The sequence below is a fragment of the Thermaurantimonas aggregans genome, assembly GCF_003851885.1.
Lineage (GTDB): Bacteria > Bacteroidota > Bacteroidia > Flavobacteriales > Schleiferiaceae > Thermaurantimonas > Thermaurantimonas aggregans.
The window spans coordinates 26,553-46,056 of sequence record NZ_BHZE01000006.1 but is presented as its reverse complement, the minus strand read 5'-3'; the positions used below and the strand labels follow the sequence as shown (position 1 = coordinate 46,056).

20 protein-coding genes are annotated in these 19,504 nt (G+C 37.1%); all 20 read left to right on the top strand.

Going from position 1 to position 19,504, the window contains the following annotated elements; translation table 11 throughout:
• The first annotated feature begins 25 nt into the window (after positions 1 to 25).
• Genes EIP89_RS04250 through EIP89_RS04155 form a run of 20 tightly spaced genes read left to right on the top strand, consistent with a single transcriptional unit; the run spans position 26 to position 18,891 of the window.
• Positions 26 to 997, top strand: coding sequence for an NAD-dependent epimerase/dehydratase family protein (locus tag EIP89_RS04250; protein WP_124397421.1), 972 nt, complete (start codon positions 26 to 28; stop codon positions 995 to 997).
• Positions 994 to 2,031 (top strand): NAD-dependent epimerase/dehydratase family protein, encoded by a 1,038-nt coding sequence (locus tag EIP89_RS04245; protein WP_124397420.1) that lies wholly within the window; start codon positions 994 to 996, stop codon positions 2,029 to 2,031. Before EIP89_RS04250 ends, EIP89_RS04245 begins: the two co-directional genes overlap by 4 nt.
• Positions 2,028 to 2,855 carry an ABC transporter permease gene (locus EIP89_RS04240; RefSeq protein ID WP_124397419.1) on the top strand — a complete coding sequence of 276 codons (828 nt, stop codon included), beginning with the start codon at positions 2,028 to 2,030 and terminating at the stop codon, positions 2,853 to 2,855. The genes EIP89_RS04245 and EIP89_RS04240 overlap by 4 nt, the downstream gene beginning before the upstream one ends.
• On the top strand, positions 2,855 to 4,138 hold the full coding sequence (locus tag EIP89_RS04235; RefSeq protein WP_170157618.1) for an ABC transporter ATP-binding protein: 1,284 nt from the start codon (positions 2,855 to 2,857) through the stop codon (positions 4,136 to 4,138). The genes EIP89_RS04240 and EIP89_RS04235 overlap by 1 nt, the downstream gene beginning before the upstream one ends.
• Complete coding sequence (locus EIP89_RS04230) at positions 4,122 to 5,201, top strand: DegT/DnrJ/EryC1/StrS family aminotransferase (RefSeq protein WP_124397417.1); 1,080 nt, start codon at positions 4,122 to 4,124, stop codon at positions 5,199 to 5,201. Before EIP89_RS04235 ends, EIP89_RS04230 begins: the two co-directional genes overlap by 17 nt.
• A gap of 15 nt (positions 5,202 to 5,216) precedes the next feature.
• Complete coding sequence (locus tag EIP89_RS04225; RefSeq protein ID WP_245966096.1) at positions 5,217 to 5,786, top strand: acyltransferase; 570 nt, start codon at positions 5,217 to 5,219, stop codon at positions 5,784 to 5,786.
• On the top strand, positions 5,779 to 6,000 hold the full coding sequence (locus tag EIP89_RS04220; RefSeq protein ID WP_124397415.1) for an acyl carrier protein: 222 nt from the start codon (positions 5,779 to 5,781) through the stop codon (positions 5,998 to 6,000). Before EIP89_RS04225 ends, EIP89_RS04220 begins: the two co-directional genes overlap by 8 nt.
• Complete coding sequence (locus EIP89_RS04215) at positions 5,997 to 7,247, top strand: AMP-binding protein (protein WP_124397414.1); 1,251 nt, start codon at positions 5,997 to 5,999, stop codon at positions 7,245 to 7,247. Before EIP89_RS04220 ends, EIP89_RS04215 begins: the two co-directional genes overlap by 4 nt.
• A 3-nt stretch (positions 7,248 to 7,250) precedes the next feature.
• Positions 7,251 to 7,973 carry an SDR family oxidoreductase gene (locus tag EIP89_RS04210; RefSeq protein WP_124397413.1) on the top strand — a complete coding sequence of 241 codons (723 nt, stop codon included), beginning with the start codon at positions 7,251 to 7,253 and terminating at the stop codon, positions 7,971 to 7,973.
• Between the two features lie 11 nt (positions 7,974 to 7,984).
• Complete coding sequence (locus EIP89_RS04205; RefSeq protein WP_124397412.1) at positions 7,985 to 8,971, top strand: glycosyltransferase; 987 nt, start codon at positions 7,985 to 7,987, stop codon at positions 8,969 to 8,971.
• A 25-nt stretch (positions 8,972 to 8,996) separates the two neighbouring features.
• The gene (kdsA, locus tag EIP89_RS04200) at positions 8,997 to 9,776 is read left to right on the top strand and encodes a 3-deoxy-8-phosphooctulonate synthase (protein ID WP_124397411.1); all 780 of its coding nucleotides are present in this window, start codon (positions 8,997 to 8,999) and stop codon (positions 9,774 to 9,776) included.
• Between the two features lie 19 nt (positions 9,777 to 9,795).
• Positions 9,796 to 10,746 carry a KpsF/GutQ family sugar-phosphate isomerase gene (locus EIP89_RS04195; protein WP_124397410.1) on the top strand — a complete coding sequence of 317 codons (951 nt, stop codon included), beginning with the start codon at positions 9,796 to 9,798 and terminating at the stop codon, positions 10,744 to 10,746.
• Positions 10,739 to 11,929: a hypothetical protein gene (locus EIP89_RS04190; protein ID WP_124397409.1), complete on the top strand. Its 1,191-nt coding sequence runs from the start codon at positions 10,739 to 10,741 to the stop codon at positions 11,927 to 11,929. The genes EIP89_RS04195 and EIP89_RS04190 overlap by 8 nt, the downstream gene beginning before the upstream one ends.
• Positions 11,926 to 12,918 (top strand): NAD-dependent epimerase/dehydratase family protein, encoded by a 993-nt coding sequence (locus EIP89_RS04185; protein WP_124397408.1) that lies wholly within the window; start codon positions 11,926 to 11,928, stop codon positions 12,916 to 12,918. The genes EIP89_RS04190 and EIP89_RS04185 overlap by 4 nt, the downstream gene beginning before the upstream one ends.
• A complete protein-coding gene (locus EIP89_RS04180; protein ID WP_124397407.1) occupies positions 12,906 to 13,970 on the top strand; it encodes a glycosyltransferase family 4 protein in 1,065 nt (354 codons plus the stop codon). The genes EIP89_RS04185 and EIP89_RS04180 overlap by 13 nt, the downstream gene beginning before the upstream one ends.
• Before the next feature lies 1 nt (position 13,971).
• The gene (locus tag EIP89_RS04175) at positions 13,972 to 14,976 is read left to right on the top strand and encodes a glycosyltransferase (RefSeq protein WP_124397406.1); all 1,005 of its coding nucleotides are present in this window, start codon (positions 13,972 to 13,974) and stop codon (positions 14,974 to 14,976) included.
• Complete coding sequence (locus EIP89_RS04170; RefSeq protein WP_124397405.1) at positions 14,951 to 16,195, top strand: O-antigen ligase family protein; 1,245 nt, start codon at positions 14,951 to 14,953, stop codon at positions 16,193 to 16,195. Before EIP89_RS04175 ends, EIP89_RS04170 begins: the two co-directional genes overlap by 26 nt.
• Positions 16,196 to 16,197: 2 nt before the next feature.
• Positions 16,198 to 17,364 carry a glycosyltransferase family 4 protein gene (locus EIP89_RS04165; protein WP_160160515.1) on the top strand — a complete coding sequence of 389 codons (1,167 nt, stop codon included), beginning with the start codon at positions 16,198 to 16,200 and terminating at the stop codon, positions 17,362 to 17,364.
• On the top strand, positions 17,361 to 17,885 hold the full coding sequence (locus EIP89_RS04160) for an acyltransferase (protein WP_124397403.1): 525 nt from the start codon (positions 17,361 to 17,363) through the stop codon (positions 17,883 to 17,885). Before EIP89_RS04165 ends, EIP89_RS04160 begins: the two co-directional genes overlap by 4 nt.
• Positions 17,875 to 18,891, top strand: coding sequence for a glycosyltransferase family 4 protein (locus EIP89_RS04155; RefSeq protein ID WP_124397402.1), 1,017 nt, complete (start codon positions 17,875 to 17,877; stop codon positions 18,889 to 18,891). Before EIP89_RS04160 ends, EIP89_RS04155 begins: the two co-directional genes overlap by 11 nt.
• The last annotated feature ends 613 nt before the right edge of the window (positions 18,892 to 19,504 follow it).

The window sequence follows — 19,504 nt, the reverse complement described above, 5'->3', positions numbered from 1 at the left end:
ATTATATTCAAAAAACAGTTTTTGCTTGAAGATCTTACTAACGGGCGTTGCAGGCTTTATCGGTTCGAATATCCTCGAATCCTGGATCAATCATCCTAAGGTTGAAAGAATAGTAGGACTAGACAATCTGTCAACAGGGCATTTGAGGAATATTGAAGAATTTTTATCCAATCCCAAATTTCGGTTCATTGAAGGCGATATACGCGATCCGGAAATTTGTATCAAGGCCGCAGAAGGTGTTGATGCCATTTGCCATCAAGCAGCGCTGGGCAGCGTCCCCCGCAGTATTGAAGATCCGGTAACTTCCCACGACGTAAACGTCAATGGGTTTATCAACATCATTGAAGCAGCGCGCAGGCATGGCATTAAACGCGTGGTGTATGCTTCCTCCTCGTCTGTATATGGCGATCTGGAAGAATCTCCTAAAGTAGAAGAGCGCGTTGGCCGGGTACTTTCTCCCTACGCTGCCACAAAAATGACCAATGAACTCTATGCAGAAGCCTATGCTCGAAATTACGACATGACCTTCATAGGGTTGCGCTATTTTAACGTCTTTGGTCCGAAACAAGATCCCAATGGCCCGTATGCTGCCGTAATTCCTCTTTTTATTAAAGCTGCTTTGACCAATACTCCCCCTATCATCAATGGCGACGGAACCATCACAAGAGATTTTACACCCGTCAGCAACGTTGTACAGATCAATACAAATGCACTTTTGGGAAAACTTGAAATAGGCCGTCACTACGTGTGGAATGTCGCTTGCGGCAAGACTACCGACCTAAACACCCTTTGGAAAATGATCAAAGAAATCACCGGTACTAAGGCAGATGCCATCCACGGTCCCATGCGGAAGGGGGACATTCTGTTTTCCTTGGCCGATATTTCACGAGCAAAGAAAGAAGGGTCGTACGAACCGGATGACGATTTGATGATGGGGTTGAGAAATACAGTTGTTTTTTATTCAAATTTATCAATAATCCAACAAATAAATAATTGAAAACTGTCCTGGTAACTGGAGCTGCAGGTTTTATTGGCTTTCACTTAATTAAAAAGCTGATCAAAAACGCATACAAAATTGTTGGAATTGATAATTTAAACACGTATTACGATCCGACCCTCAAAAAGTTTCGATTAAGGGAATTAGGAATTCAGTTTGACAACAATACCAAATTCTACAAGACTTCTAATTTTGATTTCGTTGTAGGTGATATCTCAAATTCAAAGGAATTAGAATCTGTTTTTTCCTCTTACACTTTCGATCTCGTAATTCATCTAGCAGCTCAGGTAGGTGTTCGATATTCCCTTGAAAACCCTGAAGCATACATTCAATCAAATATCGTTGGATTTTACAACATAATCGAAAAAGCAAAACAGCAGAAGGTTTCGCACTTCATCTATGCTTCAAGCAGCAGCGTATATGGGCTTAATGAAAAAGTTCCATATTCTACCTCCGACAATGTTGATCATCCTATTTCACTATATGCAGCTACGAAAAAGTCAAACGAACTGATAGCTCATACATACAGCCATTTGTACGATCTTCCAACTACAGGTTTGCGCTTTTTCACTGTTTACGGACCATGGGGACGACCTGATATGGCGACATTTAAATTCACAAAAGCCATTCTAGAAGGCAAGCCAATATCAGTATATAATTTTGGCAAGATGCAGCGGGATTTTACATATATAGATGATATTGTTGAATCCATTGCTCGACTTGCTACAAAGCCTTTCTATCGCGATGAATCCCGACCTATAAGTCCGGCAGTATCAAAAGCTCCTTATCGGGTCTTTAACATCGGCAATCATTCTCCAGTCAATTTGCTGGATTTCGTACACACACTTGAAAAAGTCATTGGTAAAAAAGCACAGATTGAACTTATGCCCCTTCAGCCCGGCGACGTCCTTACCACCTATGCTGATGTAGACGATTTGGCAGAATATGTGGACTTTCGCCCTAACACTTCTATCGAACAGGGATTGAAGAATTTTGTGGAGTGGTATGTGGAATTTTATAAAGTAACTGCATGAATTTTAAAGAAGAAATCGTCATCGAGCCCGGCAAAAACTGGTTTGCTGAATCAGTTCGGGAATTAATACGCTATAAAGACCTGCTCTACTTTATGGTCATCAGAGGAATAAAAGCAAAGTATGCACAGTCGGTTCTGGGCGTCAGCTGGGCCATCATTCAGCCTCTGTTTACTACAGTCGTATTTACCATCATTTTTGGGAACCTTGTAAAAGTGAGCTCAGATGGCATGCCCTATATATTGTTTAGTTTCTCCGGTATGGTCATCTGGAATTATTTCTCAAACACCCTTACTGAAGCCAGTAATAGTGTGGTTCAGAACGCCTCCATGATTACCAAGGTGTACTTCCCCAGAATCATACTTCCACTTTCTGCTGCCTTTTCTAAACTGCTTGACTTTGTCATAGGGCTAGCCGTATTAATTGGATTTCTCTTATATTTTCAGGTAGTTCCATCTCTTAACGTGCTCTGGCTACCAGTGGTTGTTCTGGTTATGCTGCTCTTTTCCTTAGGCATCGGATCGTTTTTATCTGCTCTCGCGGTACAATACCGGGACGTAAAACACGCACTTTCATTTGTGGTACAGATACTAATGTATGCTTGTCCGGTTGTGTATCCATCATCGGTAATACCCGAACAGTATCAGTTGCTTTACGCGCTCAATCCGATGGTAGGGGTTATTGAGGGATTTAGAGCAGCTTTTATCCCTACGTTAGCTTTTCCGTACATGCAGTTTGGCATAGGTGCCTTGGTATCAATGGCTGTATTCGTAGGAGGCACTGCCTATTTCAACAAGTTTGAACGCAAATTTGCCGACGTAGCCTGATGAAAGAAATTATCCGGGTAGAAAACCTCTCCAAAGCCTACAGAGTAGGGCAGAGGGAACAATCACACGATACCTTGTTTGGACAACTTGCTGATATCCTTTCAGCACCTGTACGGAATTTAAAAAATTTAAGGTCACTTACGAAGTTTAATGATCAAGACGACCCAACTGTACATTGGGCGTTGAGAGACATCAATTTTACCGTAAACGAAGGCGAGGTACTTGGCATTATTGGCCACAACGGCGCTGGAAAGAGTACATTGCTGAAAATTTTGTCCCGCGTCACTGAGCCTACCTCAGGTCACATCCGCATTCGCGGCCGCATCGGCGCCTTGCTTGAAGTAGGAACAGGGTTTCACCCCGAGCTTACCGGACGTGAGAACATTTACATGAACGGTACCATTCTGGGTATGACCAGAAAAGAAATAGACCGAAAACTTGATGAAATCATAGACTTTGCAGGCATTGAAAAGTTCATCGACACTCCTGTAAAATTTTATTCCTCCGGGATGAAAGTGCGTCTGGGCTTTGCAGTGGCTGCACATTTAGAACCTGAAATTTTGGTGATCGACGAAGTTCTGGCAGTAGGCGATGCAGAGTTTCAGAAGAAGTGTTTGGGAAAGATGGAGGATGTGGCGACGCAGGGTAGAACGGTATTGTTTGTGAGCCATAATATGATGGCGGTGCGCAATCTCTGCCAGAGTGGATTAGTTTTGAAGCATGGGATACTTAGCTTTTATGGTTCGGTAGATGAAGCTATTGACTTTTATTTGAAAGAATACTCTGATGTACAGAAATGCTTACGCTACGATATACAAGAAGCCCCTGGTAACAACGAAGCACGGTTTTTAAGAGCCGAAGTAATGCCGCTACCTGGTAATAAGTGGCCATTGGAAGAAGGTCATGGATTACGGTTGGAATTTGAATTTCTCTACACCGGCGATGACGATTCTAATCTCGATATCACCTTTCATTTGATGGATGAATATGGAAACCTAGTCTTTGTAGGCAGTACTGGCAGGGAAATAGAGCCCCAATACTTTAATGCCGGCATTATTAAAGCAGTATGTGATATTCCACCATTTCTAATGCACCATGGTACTTTTACTATTAGCAAGCTGCTGCTGGTACGTAATCGTGGAACAATCGTTTTTGGCGTCAATAACCCGATTTCTTTTGAATTAGTACCCTCTAACCAAGAAGCATGGGGCTGGATGGGCAAAAAAGAAGGCATCGTCAAACCAAAACTTAATTGGAAATTGCACTATGATCCCAGTAACTAAACCTTTCTTACCTCCTAAAGAGGAATATTTTAAATACCTCGAAGGCGTATGGGAGCGAAATTGGCTTACCAATAATGGCCCGCTGGTGAATGAACTTGAGCTAAAGCTTAAAGAATACCTCGGGGTTCCACATATTTTGTATCTCACTAATGGTACAATTGCCCTGCAAATTGCCATCAAAGCACTGGGATTAAAAGGAGAAGTTATTACGACACCTTTTACTTATGTAGCAACTGTGAGTAGCCTAATTTGGGAAGGTTGTACACCGGTGTTTGTTGATATTGATCCTGATACTTTAAATATTGATCCTACCAAAATCGAGGGGGCTATTACTGAGCGAACAACCGGTATTTTGGCTACCCACGTTTATGGTAACCCTTGTGATATTGATGCCATTGATACCATTGCAAAAAAGCACAACCTAAAGGTAATTTACGATGCAGCTCATTGTTTTGGTACTAAGTATAAGGGAAAATCTGTATTTAATTATGGCGATGTAACTACCACGAGTTTTCATGCCACTAAGCTGTTTCATACTGTGGAAGGCGGAGCTGTATTTACACAAGATCCGGAGCTGCTGAAAAAAATGGCATTTATGCGGAATTTTGGGCACAATGGACCGGATGATTTCGCTGAAATTGGCATCAATGGCAAAAACAGCGAGTTTCATGCAGCAATGGGGCTAATAAATTTGAATTACATTGAGAAAATATTTGCAAAGCGAAAAGCCCTGACAGAGAGATACTTCAAATGGCTTTCAAAGAATGATTTGCAGACTCCTCAATTTAATAAATTTTCATCACCAAATTATGCGTATTTTCCAATTATATTTAAAGACGAGAATACTCTTTTGAAAGTCATTAAAGCCTTAGAGCTTAACTGGGTTTATACAAGAAGGTATTTTTATCCATCACTTAGTTCTTTTAGCATCTTTAATGGTAGTGAATGTAAAGTCAGTGATGATGTAAGTAAAAGAATATTATGTCTTCCATTATATACTCAACTAAAATTTGAGGAGGTAGATTTTGTTTGTAGAATTATTTTAAGAGTTTTAAATAATTAAAAAATGTCATCATTTTTGACTAGACACGAACTAGAAAAAATCGGTTTTAATAGTATCGGTAGAGATGTCTACATAAGCAAGTACGCTAGATTTTATAATCCATCAAATATTAAAATTGGAAATAATGTAAGAATAGATGATTTTTGTATACTTTCTGCTGGTATTGGAGGAATCGAAATAGGAAATTATGTTCATATTGGAATTTTTTCATCAATTCAAGGTGATGGAAAAGTAACCATACAAGATTTTTCTGGGATATCTAGTAGAGTATCTATTTATTCATCTAATGATGATTATTTAGGTTTTTTTCTAACCAATCCTACTGTACCGAAAGAATTTAGAGGTGTAGTATCTAAAGATGTGATTATTGAGAAACACGTTATTATTGGTAGTGGGAGTATTATTTTGCCGGGTGTAAGAATTAAATTGGGAGCTGCGGTTGGAGCTCTCAGTGTAGTAAATTCAGATTGTGAAGATTTTTATATTTATAAAGGTAACCCCGCAACTAAATTTCTTAAAAGAAGTAGAAATTTTATAAATTTAGAAAGCGAATTTTTAAAAAAAAATATGAATTCAAATGAATAAGAAAGTTGAAGAATTAATAAGAATCGTCCTAGAAAACCGAGGAAAGAGGTCAGACATACCAATTCATTCGGAGAGTCATTTACGGGATGATTTAGGGATGGATTCATTAGATTTAGCAGAATTGACAGTGCGAATAGAAGCTGAATATGATGTGGATGTTTTTGCTGATGGAATAGTATCTACCGTAGGAGAGATAGAAAAGAAACTATCATGAAGTACTTTTATATTGATTTTTCCGGAGAAATTCATAAAACATGGGAAGAATTGATATATGATTTAAACGAAAAACAAGAGGTAGAAAGGTATTGTTATCAGAGAGATTTTTATGAAATTTTTAAGATTATTATAGCGTCAATTCTTAACGAAAGTGAACTGACTTTGATTGATGGAGAATTGACTATTCCAGAAGTTAAGACTTTAATTGGCGAAGAGGCATTAGAACAGATAAGTCAAATAGAAAAAAGAAAATATAGTGATATTAAAGATAAAAAAGATTTGATTGAAAAGATAAAAAAATCAAAAAGTGGAAGTATAGTTTTATTTACATCTGGGACCACTGGGAAGCCTAAACCAGTTAAACACAGCATAGCGAATCTCAGTAGAGGAGTGGTTATTAAAGAAGAGATGCAAGGTGATGTATGGGGTTTTGCATATCATCCAACACATATAGCGGGTATACAGGTGTTACTACAAGCTATTTATAATGGGAACACAATAGTTCGATTATTTGGATTGAGTTCTTCGGAAATAGAAGAGGCTGTAACAAAGTATGAGGTAACAAACATTTCAGCAACGCCAACATTTTTGAGACTATTTCTAAGCACCGGTAAACAGATAACAATGGTAAGACGTATTACATCCGGAGGTGAAAAAATGGATGAAATGTTGATAGAGCGATTGACGAAAAAATTTCCGCATGCAAAATTTCGAAACATCTATGCAACAACAGAGTTTGGAACTTTATTTAAATCCAGTTCAGATGGTTTTGAAATAAAAAGTGAAAAGAGAGAGTTAGTAAAAATTAAAGATGGCGAATTGTTGGTACATAGAAGTTTACTAGGGGAATTTGAGACTCATCAACTAGACGGAGATTGGTATAAAACTGGAGATTTTGTAGAAACCATAAAAGAAGAGCCGTTAACTGTTAAAATTATTGGAAGAAGGAGTGAGATCGTAAATGTTGGTGGTATGAAGGTAAACGTCACAGAAATAGAAGAAAAAATTCGGGAAGTATTTGATGTAAATTTTGTAAAAGTATATGCCAAGCAAAATTCCGTGATAGGAAACATACTTTGTTGTGATATTAACTTCAAAGGAAAGCAAGAGAATGAAGCTGAGATTAGAAGGCAATTGTCAAAATTTTTTCAAGAATATAAAATTCCTAGAATTATTAAAATAATTGACAGAGTTGACAAGACAGATTTGACAAGAACAATAAAAATCAACAGGACTAAAACATAAAAGATGAACATATTATTGACTGGAGTTTCGAGAGGATTAGGCTTAGAAATTGCTAAGATTATTTTAGAAAAAGGATGGAGAGTCTATGGCATAAGTAGATCAAAGACAGAACAAATTGATGAGCTTAAAAGAAAATATTCAGAAACATTTCTATGGATGCAATACGATTTAGAAAATAGTAAAGATGTAAGGGAAAAAATATTTAAGCATTTCATTACATTTAAAAATCCTATACATGGTTTTGTGAATAATGCAGCTACAGCTTATGATGATTTAATTACAAATTTAGATTTAGATCATCTTGAGAAGATGTTTCATGTAAATGTATTCACGCCGATGTTAATTACTAAATATGTTATTAGACAAATGTTATTACACAATGTAAAAGGAAGTATTGTGCATATTTCTTCGATAAGTGCACACACAGGTTACAAAGGTTTAGCGATGTATGCTTCGACCAAGGCAGCCTTAGAAGCATTTTCAAAAACAACGGCAAGGGAATGGGGTGAGAGAGGTATCAGATCAAACGCTTTGGTAGCTGGGTTTATGGATACAGATATGAGCAGTACGCTCAGTGAAGAACAAAAAGAAAGAATTTATAAAAGGACCTCATTGAGAGAAGCAACGGACGTCAGAAGTGTGGCATCAACGATAGCTTTTTTACTTTCAGAGGAAGCAAAATCGATCACCGGACAAAATATTTTTGTAGACAACGGGACTATCTAAATTCTTAATAAATGGAATACGATAAGCCCCTAGTATCAATCTGTATGATTACATACAACCATGAACCTTACATACGTGAAGCAATTGAGGGGGTTTTAAAACAGATAACCAATTTTGATTTCGAGCTTATAATCGGCGAAGATTGCTCCACCGACCGCACGCGCGAAATTTGCCTGGAGTATCAGCGCAAAAATCCAGATGTGATTCGGCTACTGCTGCGTGAAAAGAACATCGGGATGATGCCCAATTTTTTGCAAACCCTCGAAGCCTGCCAAGGCAAATACATCGCCCTCTGCGAAGGCGACGACTACTGGACTGACCCCCTCAAACTGCAAAAGCAGGTGGATTTCCTCGAAGCTCATCCCGATTTCGTTGGTGCATTCCATGATTGTATTATTCTCAATCAGGCAGATGGAAGCCAGCGTCTGCGCATCGGTCTTACGCACATAGATGAGGAAGCGGATATGGCTTCTATAATCAGACAAAAAAATTCTCCTACTGCATCATTATTATTTAAAAATTGTTTCTCAAAAGATTTCTGGCCTCAAAATGCCGATCAAATTTCACAAGGAGATTATCTTTTGGTAGTGCTATTGGCTCGGTATGGCAAATTCAAATATTTCCCTGAGCCAATGTCTTTATATAGAATTCATGAGGGAGGAGTATGGTCATCCAAAACGAGGCTATACACTACTGAGCAGGATATTAAATTTTACACTTATCTATACCAACTTTTTGACACGTCTGAAATTAGGCAAGTCATTGATGCCAAACTCAAGGCTGCTTATCATAAATATGCCATAGAATTAGTAAAAGCAGGAAGTATAATAAAATCTATATCCTTTCTTAAAAAAGCACTGCAAAACAATTTGACTGGGCAAACCAATCAAAAACGCATATTATCTACTTATTTAATTGTATTGGCTTCAAAGACGAAGCAAGTTTTCTTTCCATTTCTTCCATCTTTTTCTAGTATAAAAAATACGATAAAGAAGTAAATCTAGCTAAGCATTTATCTAAATCATGTTAAAATATAATAATCTACAATCCTCCCCTTTCCTCATCGCTGGCCCTTGTGTCATGGAATCCTTCGATTTGCTCGACGAGATTGCTGTTGAATTAATAAGGCTCAAGAATATTTATCAAATTTCCATTGTATTTAAATCATCCTTTGATAAAGCCAATCGTACATCAATAGGAAGCTTCCGTGGGCCTGGTATTGAAAAGGGTATACAATGGCTTTCAGATATAAAAAGCAAATACAATATTCCTGTAACTACAGATATTCATGAGCCTTGGCAGGCTTATGAGGTTAAGGAGGTCGTAGACATAATACAGATTCCTGCGTTTTTATGCAGGCAAACGGATCTATTAATAGCCGCTGCTAAAACCGGCAAGATTGTAAATATTAAAAAAGCTCAGTTTCTATCTGCAGCTGATATGTTTTATCCGGCCCAAAAGGTACGGGAGGCAGGAAATGAGCAGATCTTATTAACAGAAAGAGGAACCATGTTTGGTTACAACAATCTTGTAGTCGATTTTCGAAATATTCCTGAAATGAAGGCCTTAGGCTATCCTGTTGTAATGGATTGCACGCACTCTGTACAAAAGCCTGGTGCTGCAGGTGGTAAAACAGGAGGAAACAGAGAATTCGTTCCATATATGGCATTGGCTGCAAAAGCTTTTGGTGCCAATGGATATTTTATGGAAGTGCATCCTGACCCAGACAATGCGCTGAGTGATGGCCCCAACATGTTATTATTGAGCGATCTTGAGGGTCTCATTCGCCAAATACTTTCTTGATTTGATTTTCCGTTGATGTATGAATGATTTTATACAAGCTGCCGTTCGCACCATAGAAATAGAGGCGCGTTCGATCTTAGAACTAAGAGAATCTATTACGGAGAGCTTTTCTAACGCTGCAAAGGCAATTCTAAACACGACGGGTAAAGTTATCGTCAGCGGAATAGGTAAATCTGGTCATATAGGAAAAAAAATTGCTGCTACTTTGGCCAGTACAGGTACTCCTAGCTTCTTTATACATCCTTCAGAAGCTTTTCATGGCGACTTAGGAATGATTGGTAAAGATGATATATTACTGCTTATTTCTTACTCAGGTGAAACTGAAGAAGTACTTCGGCTCTTGCCTTTTTTAAAAAACCTTGGCAATACTATCATTTCTTTTACTGGCCGCCCGGAATCCACTCTTGCCCGTAATGCACATTTTAATATCAATGTGTCAGTAAGGCAAGAAGCGTGTCCACTGAGCTTGGCACCTACTTCTTCTACCACGGCTACTTTGGTCATAGGCGATGCACTAGCCATCGCCTTAATGGAGGCAAGGGGCTTCAAACCTGAAGACTTTGCCCGCTATCATCCTGGTGGCTCGCTAGGCAGGAGGCTTTTGGCTAAAGTAAAGGATTTTGCAAGGTATGACAATTTACCATTCGTCGAACCTGATGTTAATGTACGGGAAGTCATTTACCGCCTGGCTGAAGGTCGATTAGGCCTCGTTATGATTCAAAATCATGATGGGAGGGTGGGAATAATTACCGACGGAGACTTTCGTCGCTCATTGGCAAATATCGACCGTCTTGATGACTTGAGAATTCATCAGATTGTTAATTATTCACCTATTGTAGTCGATGAAAATACTCCTATCTATCAAGCAGAGGAACTGATGTTAAGCCGGAAAATAACCACTCTGTTGGTAAGTAGAAATTCAAAAGTGGTAGGTGTATTTCAGATGTTTAGTTTGGTTAATTATGTATAAAGCTCTCTGTTTATTTAGAGATCAATTCATGCATATAAAACCCGTCGAAGAGGTTAGTAGGGGTAAAATAAATTTTATTTACGATAGTGAATGGAAAGCTGATAATATTTCAAGGTTAAAACCTGATATTGTAATTGGAATAAATGAACATCATTTAGAAATTGCTAAATGTTACGAGGTAGCTAATAAAATGAATATACCAACACTCACCATTCAAGATGGAGTACTTGAGTGGAGGTATATGTTTGAAAATCCCATGTTTGACGGTGATAAGTTAGGGATACCTCTTCACAGGCCTATTTTGGCAAATAAATACGCTTGTATCGGCACATGGTGGGCATCATTGATATCTGCTATGGGTAATGCAAATAAAGTTGAGGTTACAGGTATGCCAAAAATGGACACAATCGATGTACAAGCTGCACATTGTAGCGTTATTAGGGGGGATAAAAAGAAAATAATGGTTATCACAGCTGCAAAGCCTTGGTTTGAAGATAATCAGAAAAAAATTGTTTTGTCGATGCTAACAGACCTAAAAGATTATTTTGATAAACAAAAGAACATTGAAGTTGTGTGGCGAATCACAAAAGCATTGGAAAAGGAGATCAATGTAACAACGGCCTTTCAAAATAAGGAAACATCAGAAATTGCAGCTCAAATAGAAAAATGTGACGCTGTTATTTCAACAATTAGTACATCTATGATAGAAGTTTTATTAAAAGGTAAACCTTTGGCAAGAATCGATTATTTCAATACTCCTTGCTTATTTCCCACAGTTTGGAATATTACAAATCCCTCACAAATTGATGATACAATAAGATCATTACTTAATCCTAAACCTCAACAACTGTATCTGCAGGAAATTTTTAAAATGCAGGTTATTTCAAATCTTGGAAACGCGTCTGAAAGAGTTAGTGAATTAATTTTAAAAATGATAGATTTTAATAAAAAAAATTCAAGCATTGATTTTCCCAGCAATTTAGTCGGAATACCTATTATAAATATGAATAAAGTTAATATGACGTTAAGTGACAGAAGGGAATCTCTTATGTTTGACGATATCAATTGGCTTAAAGCTAAATTAGTCAGGCTCGAGTGGGAAAATTATAAATTAAAAAAGGAAAATGCGCAAAAACGTTTTATTAATATAATTTATAAACTTTATAATAAACTAAAAGCATGATTACATCACTCATTACAGGTGGAGCCGGCTTTATTGGCTCACATGTGGCAAAGCACTGCATCTCTCTTGGTCATAGAGTTGTTGTTCTTGATGACCTTAGTGGAGGGTTTATTGACCATGTACCAACTGATGCGATATTCATTAATGGTTCAATTTCTGACGAGGTACTCTTAAAGGAATTATTTGAAAAGTACAATTTCGATTATGTTTATCACTTGGCAGCATATGCTGCAGAAGGCTTGTCTCATTTTATACGAAAATTTAACTACAACAACAATCTAATTGGGTCTGTAAATTTAATTAACTTATCAGTTCTGTATGAGGTAAAATGCTTTGTATTTACTTCATCAATTGCTGTTTATGGCGCCGGACAGGTTCCCATGAGTGAGGAAATGATCCCCCAACCCGAAGACCCATATGGCATAGCTAAGTATGCTGTTGAATTAGATTTAAAAGCAGCTCGTCACCTTTTCGGATTAAACTATATAATCTTTCGTCCTCATAATGTTTATGGAGAAAATCAAAATATTGGCGACAAATATCGAAATGTAATCGGCATATTTATGAATCAGATCATGCAAAATAAACCTTTAACCATATTTGGTGACGGAGAGCAAACACGTGCTTTTAGCTATATAGATGATATTGCGCCAATTATCGCCCATTCTGTTAATTTTCCTAAGGCCTATAACGAAATATTCAATATTGGTGCTGATAAACCGTATACAATAAATGAACTCGTAGATGTTATCGCTGCAGAATTTGGTATTACGCCAAAAGTAATTCATCTGCCCGCTAGAAAAGAGGTTGTTCATGCTCACAGTGATCATTCTAAGGCTCGAAAAATTTTCGGTACAAATATTCATGTACCTTTAGATGAGGGAATTCATAAAATGGCTACGTGGGCAAGAAAAGTAGGTGCTAGGCAAAGTCAAAAATTTAATAATCTTGAGATAGAAAAAAATCTACCAGAAGGATGGTCAAACTAAAAAAAAATAAAAAATTAAAAATATTACTTCTACCTGGGGCTTTTCACAGTCCGTCCGCTCGTTTTAGAATATGGCAATTTGTTGAACCGTTGAAAGCTTCTGGTTATGAAGTCGTTACTAGGGTGCCTATACCTGATCGTAACTATAAAGGTAGGAAATTGTTTAGTAATAAATGGGAAAAAATTCCTATAAAAATTAAAAGTATAATCCGATTAATATCTTCAATGTGGATGCTTCGTGATTTAAGAAGGTTTGATTACGTAATTGCTAATCGCGATATAGTACCTGATGTAAAAATTAAATTTTTAGAAAAAATAGTAATTTTAAGTGGCGTAAAATTTATATTCGATTTTGATGATGCTATTCACCTGGGAGCAAGGGAAAAAAAATTATCAGAATTTTTACCAGCTTGTTATTACATAACTCCTGGAAATGCATATTTAGCTGAATATGCACAAAAACTTAACAACAACGTGAAAATTATCCCAACTGTAGTCAATACTGAAAAATACAAACCAATATCTTTTAGGAAACCTGGGAAACTTCGAATTGGTTGGTCTGGTTCCTCAAGTACTAATATTTATTGCTTGCCTATTTTAAAAAATGTAATCGAAACACTTTCTTTTAAGCACGACTTTGAGTTCATCATTATTTCTGATAAAGACCCAAAAATAAATTGGATTGGAGTCCAATCAAAATTTTTACTTTGGCGACCAGAAACTGAGATTACAAACCTTCAACATTTGGATATTGGTTTGATGCCTTTAAATGATAGCCCTTTTGAAAGAGGCAAATGTGGTTTAAAGGCTATTCAATATATGGCACTTGGAAAACCCGCATTAGTCTCTCCTGTTGGTGTAAATGCCGAAATTGTTACACACGGAGTAGATGGTTTTCATTGTTACAATGAAGCTGACTGGATAAAATACATCGAAACCCTAATACTAAATCCGGACCTTTTAATAGATATGGGTAAAAATGCAAGAATTAAGATAGAATCTAAATATTCTGTTGATTACGCTATGAACATTTGGAAAAGTATTTTATTGTAGCATGACCTTTTCCCTCGTCATCACCACCTACAATCGCCCCTTAGAGGTTCTAAGCTTAGTAAAACAAGCTATAGAATGCCAACCCATTCCAGATGAGGTAATCGTGGTAGATTCTTCGGATGAAGTTCATCGTGAATTGTCAGAAATGAAAGGAGTGTGCTATATCCACTCCTCTCATAAGAACCAGCCCTACCAACGTTTGCTTGGTGCAACGGCGGCTAATTCTGATATAGTTGTTTTATTGGATGATGACCTGAAGATTCTGAGAAAAGAAATCTTTCAGCTTATCCTAGAGCCTTTTCAACTGAAAGGCGTAGTCGGTTCAGCAGTTGCTTTTCGATATGAAGATGATAATGAAATGTCGTTAGCATTACCAAGGAATAAACTACTGAAATGGTTCTGGCAGTTTACGGGCGTGCCCTTTCCAGCAGAAGGGGAAGTTTCTCGCTTGGGCGTGGTGGGATGCAAACCCAAACAACCTGGATTTTCTGAAACATTTAATGGGGCGAATATGGCCTTTTATCGTTCTTTGTTTGTAAATATTATTCCTGATGACCTTTTATCCCTCACTGAACGTAAATTGTCAATGGGAGAGGATAAAGTGATCAGCATGAAAGCTGTAAAAGAAGGAAAGCTGTATTTTAACCCTGAAATAGGTTTGGAGCATCCTAAGAATAAAAGCACTTATTTTCAAAACGAGCGTCTTTTTAACATCAAAGTGACCTACTCAAGACTCTACTTGAGTAAAATATACGCTGAAGTTTTCGATAAGCCTTTTTGGCAGGAAATATTGATTTTTCAATGGTTTACTTTCTGGCGATTAACGATTGCTGGCTTTTCCTGGCTTTTTCGTCCATCAAAGACACGAAAGCAGAAGTTCATAGGTATTCTTGAGGGCTGGCGCCTTGCTTTTACTTTACCTCTAAAGGCTGAAAAACTTACCCCTGGGTTACATTGGCCAACAGAAATTCAAAAAGACCTTGAACGCTCCGGCATCCGTCTATAGCATCCAAACCTGGAAACTTGCCAGGAAACAAAAGCGCTGGGAAAAGCTGTTGTTTTGGTACAGTTTTATGATGGCCTTTCCATCATTACTGCTGTTCAACCAAAATGCCTCACTGTTGATTTTTTTGGCGATGGTATGGTTCATTGTGCAAAACAGCCGTATTTCGTTAATTGGCTTCACCAATCCTTTGCAAAGGCTGGCCGCTCTTTTTGGAATAGGTGCCATTTTGTCCGTTGCGAATATCCCCTCCGATGCCTCTTCCGATGCATTTAACCGTGCCTTGTCCGTCCTACCCAATTACCTATATTGGAGCCTGTTGATTATTATTTTGATACAACAACGCAGGCTACTACGTCTGGAGGTAATATACAAAGCCGTATTCTGGGGTGTGGTTTGTACAGTTATTTACTATCTATTTTTGCAACAATCATTAAGGGCGATTCCCATTTTCAACAGACAAACTCCCAATAACTTTTCTTTTATCTTAATCAGTTATACTCCTATCGCTATTCACTACCTTAAAGAGCAAAAAAACCGTATATGGGCTTTGGCTTTTTTAATGCTGTTGGTTTTTATATTGCTAAAAGAAGGTAGACGAGCCGGGATGGTTTTAGTTTTCTTAGGAGGCATGTCCGTTTTATATGCTGACTACATAAATTGGAAGCGTTTATTAGTGGCAGCAATAGCAGTACCGGTTTTTATTGCAGCGCTTTACTCGCCTCCTGTAGAAGCTTTCATCCTGCAATCGAGCGATCGCATCCATGAAATGATCTATGAAACCGAAAAAGTGCGCACGGAGGATAGATCCTACCTTGTAAGGGTGGCAATGGTCAAAAAAGCACTGGCTATATTTGAAAAACATCCTTTAACGGGCATTGGACTTAATAACTTCACAAATTATAGTATAGCTTTTGATGAATCATTTGAGGGGGCAAAGTATGTAGTAACAAGAAAAAATATACAACAAAAGAGCGCTCACAACTCCTACATTGGAGTGCTTGCCGAAGGTGGGCTTCTATTGTTCTTGCCTTTTGTGCTTATTCTTCTTATTCCAATCTATCATTTGATCAGAAATTTCAATTCAATACCTGTTGTTCAAAAGCCTGTATTTTATGGGCATGTAATGATGGCTGTTCATCTTTACTTTATCATGTCCATTGTTAACGTTTTTACTTGGTTTTTGATTGCTCTGGCTTCAGCTTTAGTGTATAGAAAATGAAATTGGGTTTTTATTATCACATTCCAGCTGTAATAACGGAAAATCAAATAAAACTACCCGGTTTTTTGGGTGTTTTCATTAGTGCTCTGGCAAAAGAGGTCGATTCATTGGTTTTAATTTTACATCAGGCGGATAAGCATTATGAACAGTTTTGTGATTACGAGCTCATATCAAAAAACATTACGGTCATCAATCTGGGTTATAAAACTCCTGCCTGGCATAGGGAATTTTTTCATAAAAAGATTTTGAAAACTGCTCTTCGACAAGCCGAAATATGCGATGCCATCATCATTAGATCGCCTACCCCACTCGCAGCCTATTTTCACAAATATGTGAAACATCCCGAACTTTGGTTTTTGATAGTCGGTGACTATCTTGAAGGCACAGAGCATTACTTAAAGTCAGGTTTAAGAAATAAATTAATTTATTTCTACTTAAAGGTCAATAATTACTTTTTTCAGAAACGCATTCCTTTTACAAACGTTTTAGTCAATTCTCCGGCCTTGTTGAAAAAATATACGCCTGTGGCGAAAAGAATACACCTCATAAAAAGCACAACACTTAATGAAATTGACTTGTATTATCGTGAAGATACCTGTCAAAACAATCGAACTAATATTTTATTCACTGGAAGATTTGCTTATAATAAAGGTCTGGTAGAACTTTTTGAAGCATTAAACAAATTGATTTTAATTAAGGAAAAAGATTTTTATTTACATCTAGCGGGTTGGGAGGATGATGTAAATAAACCTGTTGAGAACAAGTTGAGAGAGTTAGCAGAAAAATTAAAAATTACTGATAGAGTAATTTTTCATGGAAGAAAAAAGGTTGGAACAGATCTTAACGCTATGTACAGGTCATGCGACATTTATGTTTTACCATCTTATCATGAGGGCTTTCCTCGTACCATCTGGGAAGCTATGGCAAATAGCTTGCCGGTAATTGCCACTAGTGTAGGAGGAATACCCGAGTATTTAGAGCACGAAACACATGCACTGCTCATACCTCCGAAAAATGTAGAAGCATTAGTCGAAGCCATTAAAAGAATTATAAACGACAAAGGCCTAAGAAAAAAGCTTATATATAATGGCTTTGAACTTGCAAAAAGTACTACATTGGAAATACAGACGAAAAAATTAGTACAAATTATTAAGCAACAATTTCCATGAAAAAATTATTTCGCCTTTTGCGTTACGATTGGCCACTTCACTTTGTTTTACTACTCACTAATTGGCTTCCTGATAATGTTGTATTTATCAGGTTAAGGGGAAGAATAGCTTCTCCATTTTTTAAAAAATGTGGAAAGAATTTGGGTATTGGTCGACATGTTACCTTTTATCAACCATCATCAATAGAAATAGGAGATTATGTTTACATAGCTTATGGCTGTTGGTTTCAAGGAAGTGGAAATTTAAAAATTGGCGATCAAGTTTTATTTGGTCCGTATGTGGTAATTACTACTTCTAACCACACCAGGAAAGAGGGCTCTTGGAGATTTGGTATGCCAGTTGAAAAGGAAATTACTGTGGAAAAAGGAGCTTGGATCGGTTCGCATTGTACTATTTTGGCTGGTAGTATAATTAGAAGCGGAAGCGTAATTGGAGCAAACACAGTAGTAGCTGGGGAGGTCAAAGCGAATAGTTTGTTTGCAGGAGTAATGGGTAGTATAAAAAAGCAATATGAAGAATAAAATTTTATTTGTTGGTACTTTTCTTTCTGCTTATACGGGTACTGCAAGTGTGTCTGAAAATATTGCTAATAAATTCAAAGAATTTGGCTTTAAATGTAAAACAGTTTCTCATAAGAGAAATAAATTGGCAAGACTAATTGATATTATCACAGAACTATTTTTATATGGGCCTAAAGTTATACATGTTGATGTTTTTAGTGGCCAAGCTTTCATTATTACTGAAATTACCGCATTTATTGGAAAAATTTTAAAAAGAAAATTGATATTTACGTTACACGGAGGTGCACTTCCTGACTTTTACTCTAAAAACGCTAAAAGAATAAATCGGGCTTTCAAACGAGCTGAAATAATAACGACTCCTTCACGAATGCTTCAGCGTTTTTTTGAGGAAAAAGGTTTCGAAGTGCGGTACATACCAAACCCAATTGAATTAAAACATTTTCCATACAAAAGGGATTCGGTACGCCCCTATTCCTTGCTATGGGTCAGAGCCTTCCACCCAATATACAATCCTTTACTTGCCATACATACATTAGCAAAAATAAAGGAGTCCTTCCCAGAAGCCACGCTGACGATGATTGGCCCCGATAAAGGTATGCTCAATAAGACTAAAGAACTGATAAAGGAATTAAATCTTGACCAGGCTGTGGAAATAATAGGGCCGGTACCCAATACGGAGCTTTACAGGTATTATCAAACTCATGCCGTATTTTTGAATACTACTTCTTACGAAAGTTTCGGTGTGGCTGTGCTGGAAGCTGCTGCTTGTGGTATTCCTGTTGTATCCGTTAGTGTTGGTGAGATTCCTTTTCTTTGGGAGGATGGAAAGAATTTACTTCTTGCCGAAAGTTATGATCAGGATGTAATTAGTTCAAAAATTGATATTTTGTTTAAAAATTGCAAATTAGCAAATCAGATTTCGATTAATGCACGAAAAAAAGCTGAAAAATTTGATTTAATTATTATCCTTAATGATTGGCTCAATGTATATTCAAAAATTTGTTAATTGTCATGGAGCGTCCCATAACATTCTTAATACGAATCCTTAAAATCGTGTCATTAATAGCGAAGGTGTTCCTTTTATTATCCGTGACGGGTATGATGGTATTGGGGCTAACACTTTCGACATAAGCGGAATGTGTATTGCCATTGAAAGTCATATTAATCAGCTTAACTCTGGCGTAGAAAATAAGCCGGGAGGTACTTAAAATAGTAGTAAAGCTTTAAATTTGGCAGACCGTGGAATAATAGCTGTAATTACTTTTTACTTAATAAGTATCTCGAGAAACATGTTTACTTTCCGTGCTGTTTAACGTTTAAACTGACCGCTCTAAACTAGAATGATTATAAAACCTAAGTGCCTTTCGTATTTTTGAGCAAATACAAAACACTAAATAATTTCTTTTAAATCAAAACTCTTCAACCTAATTTATGCATTAAAAAGTTCAAAAAAATTAGCTATTTAGATTATCTTTTAAAATAATTGTTCTAAAAAATCTTTTCGTTCTACTTTCGACGATAATTTGAGCTTTTTTTTAAGGTCTTTGCCATCGGATTAGCTTAAAATTTAAGCGTTTGAAATCATATACTACTGGGTTGTTAAACGTCCGTTTGTGAGT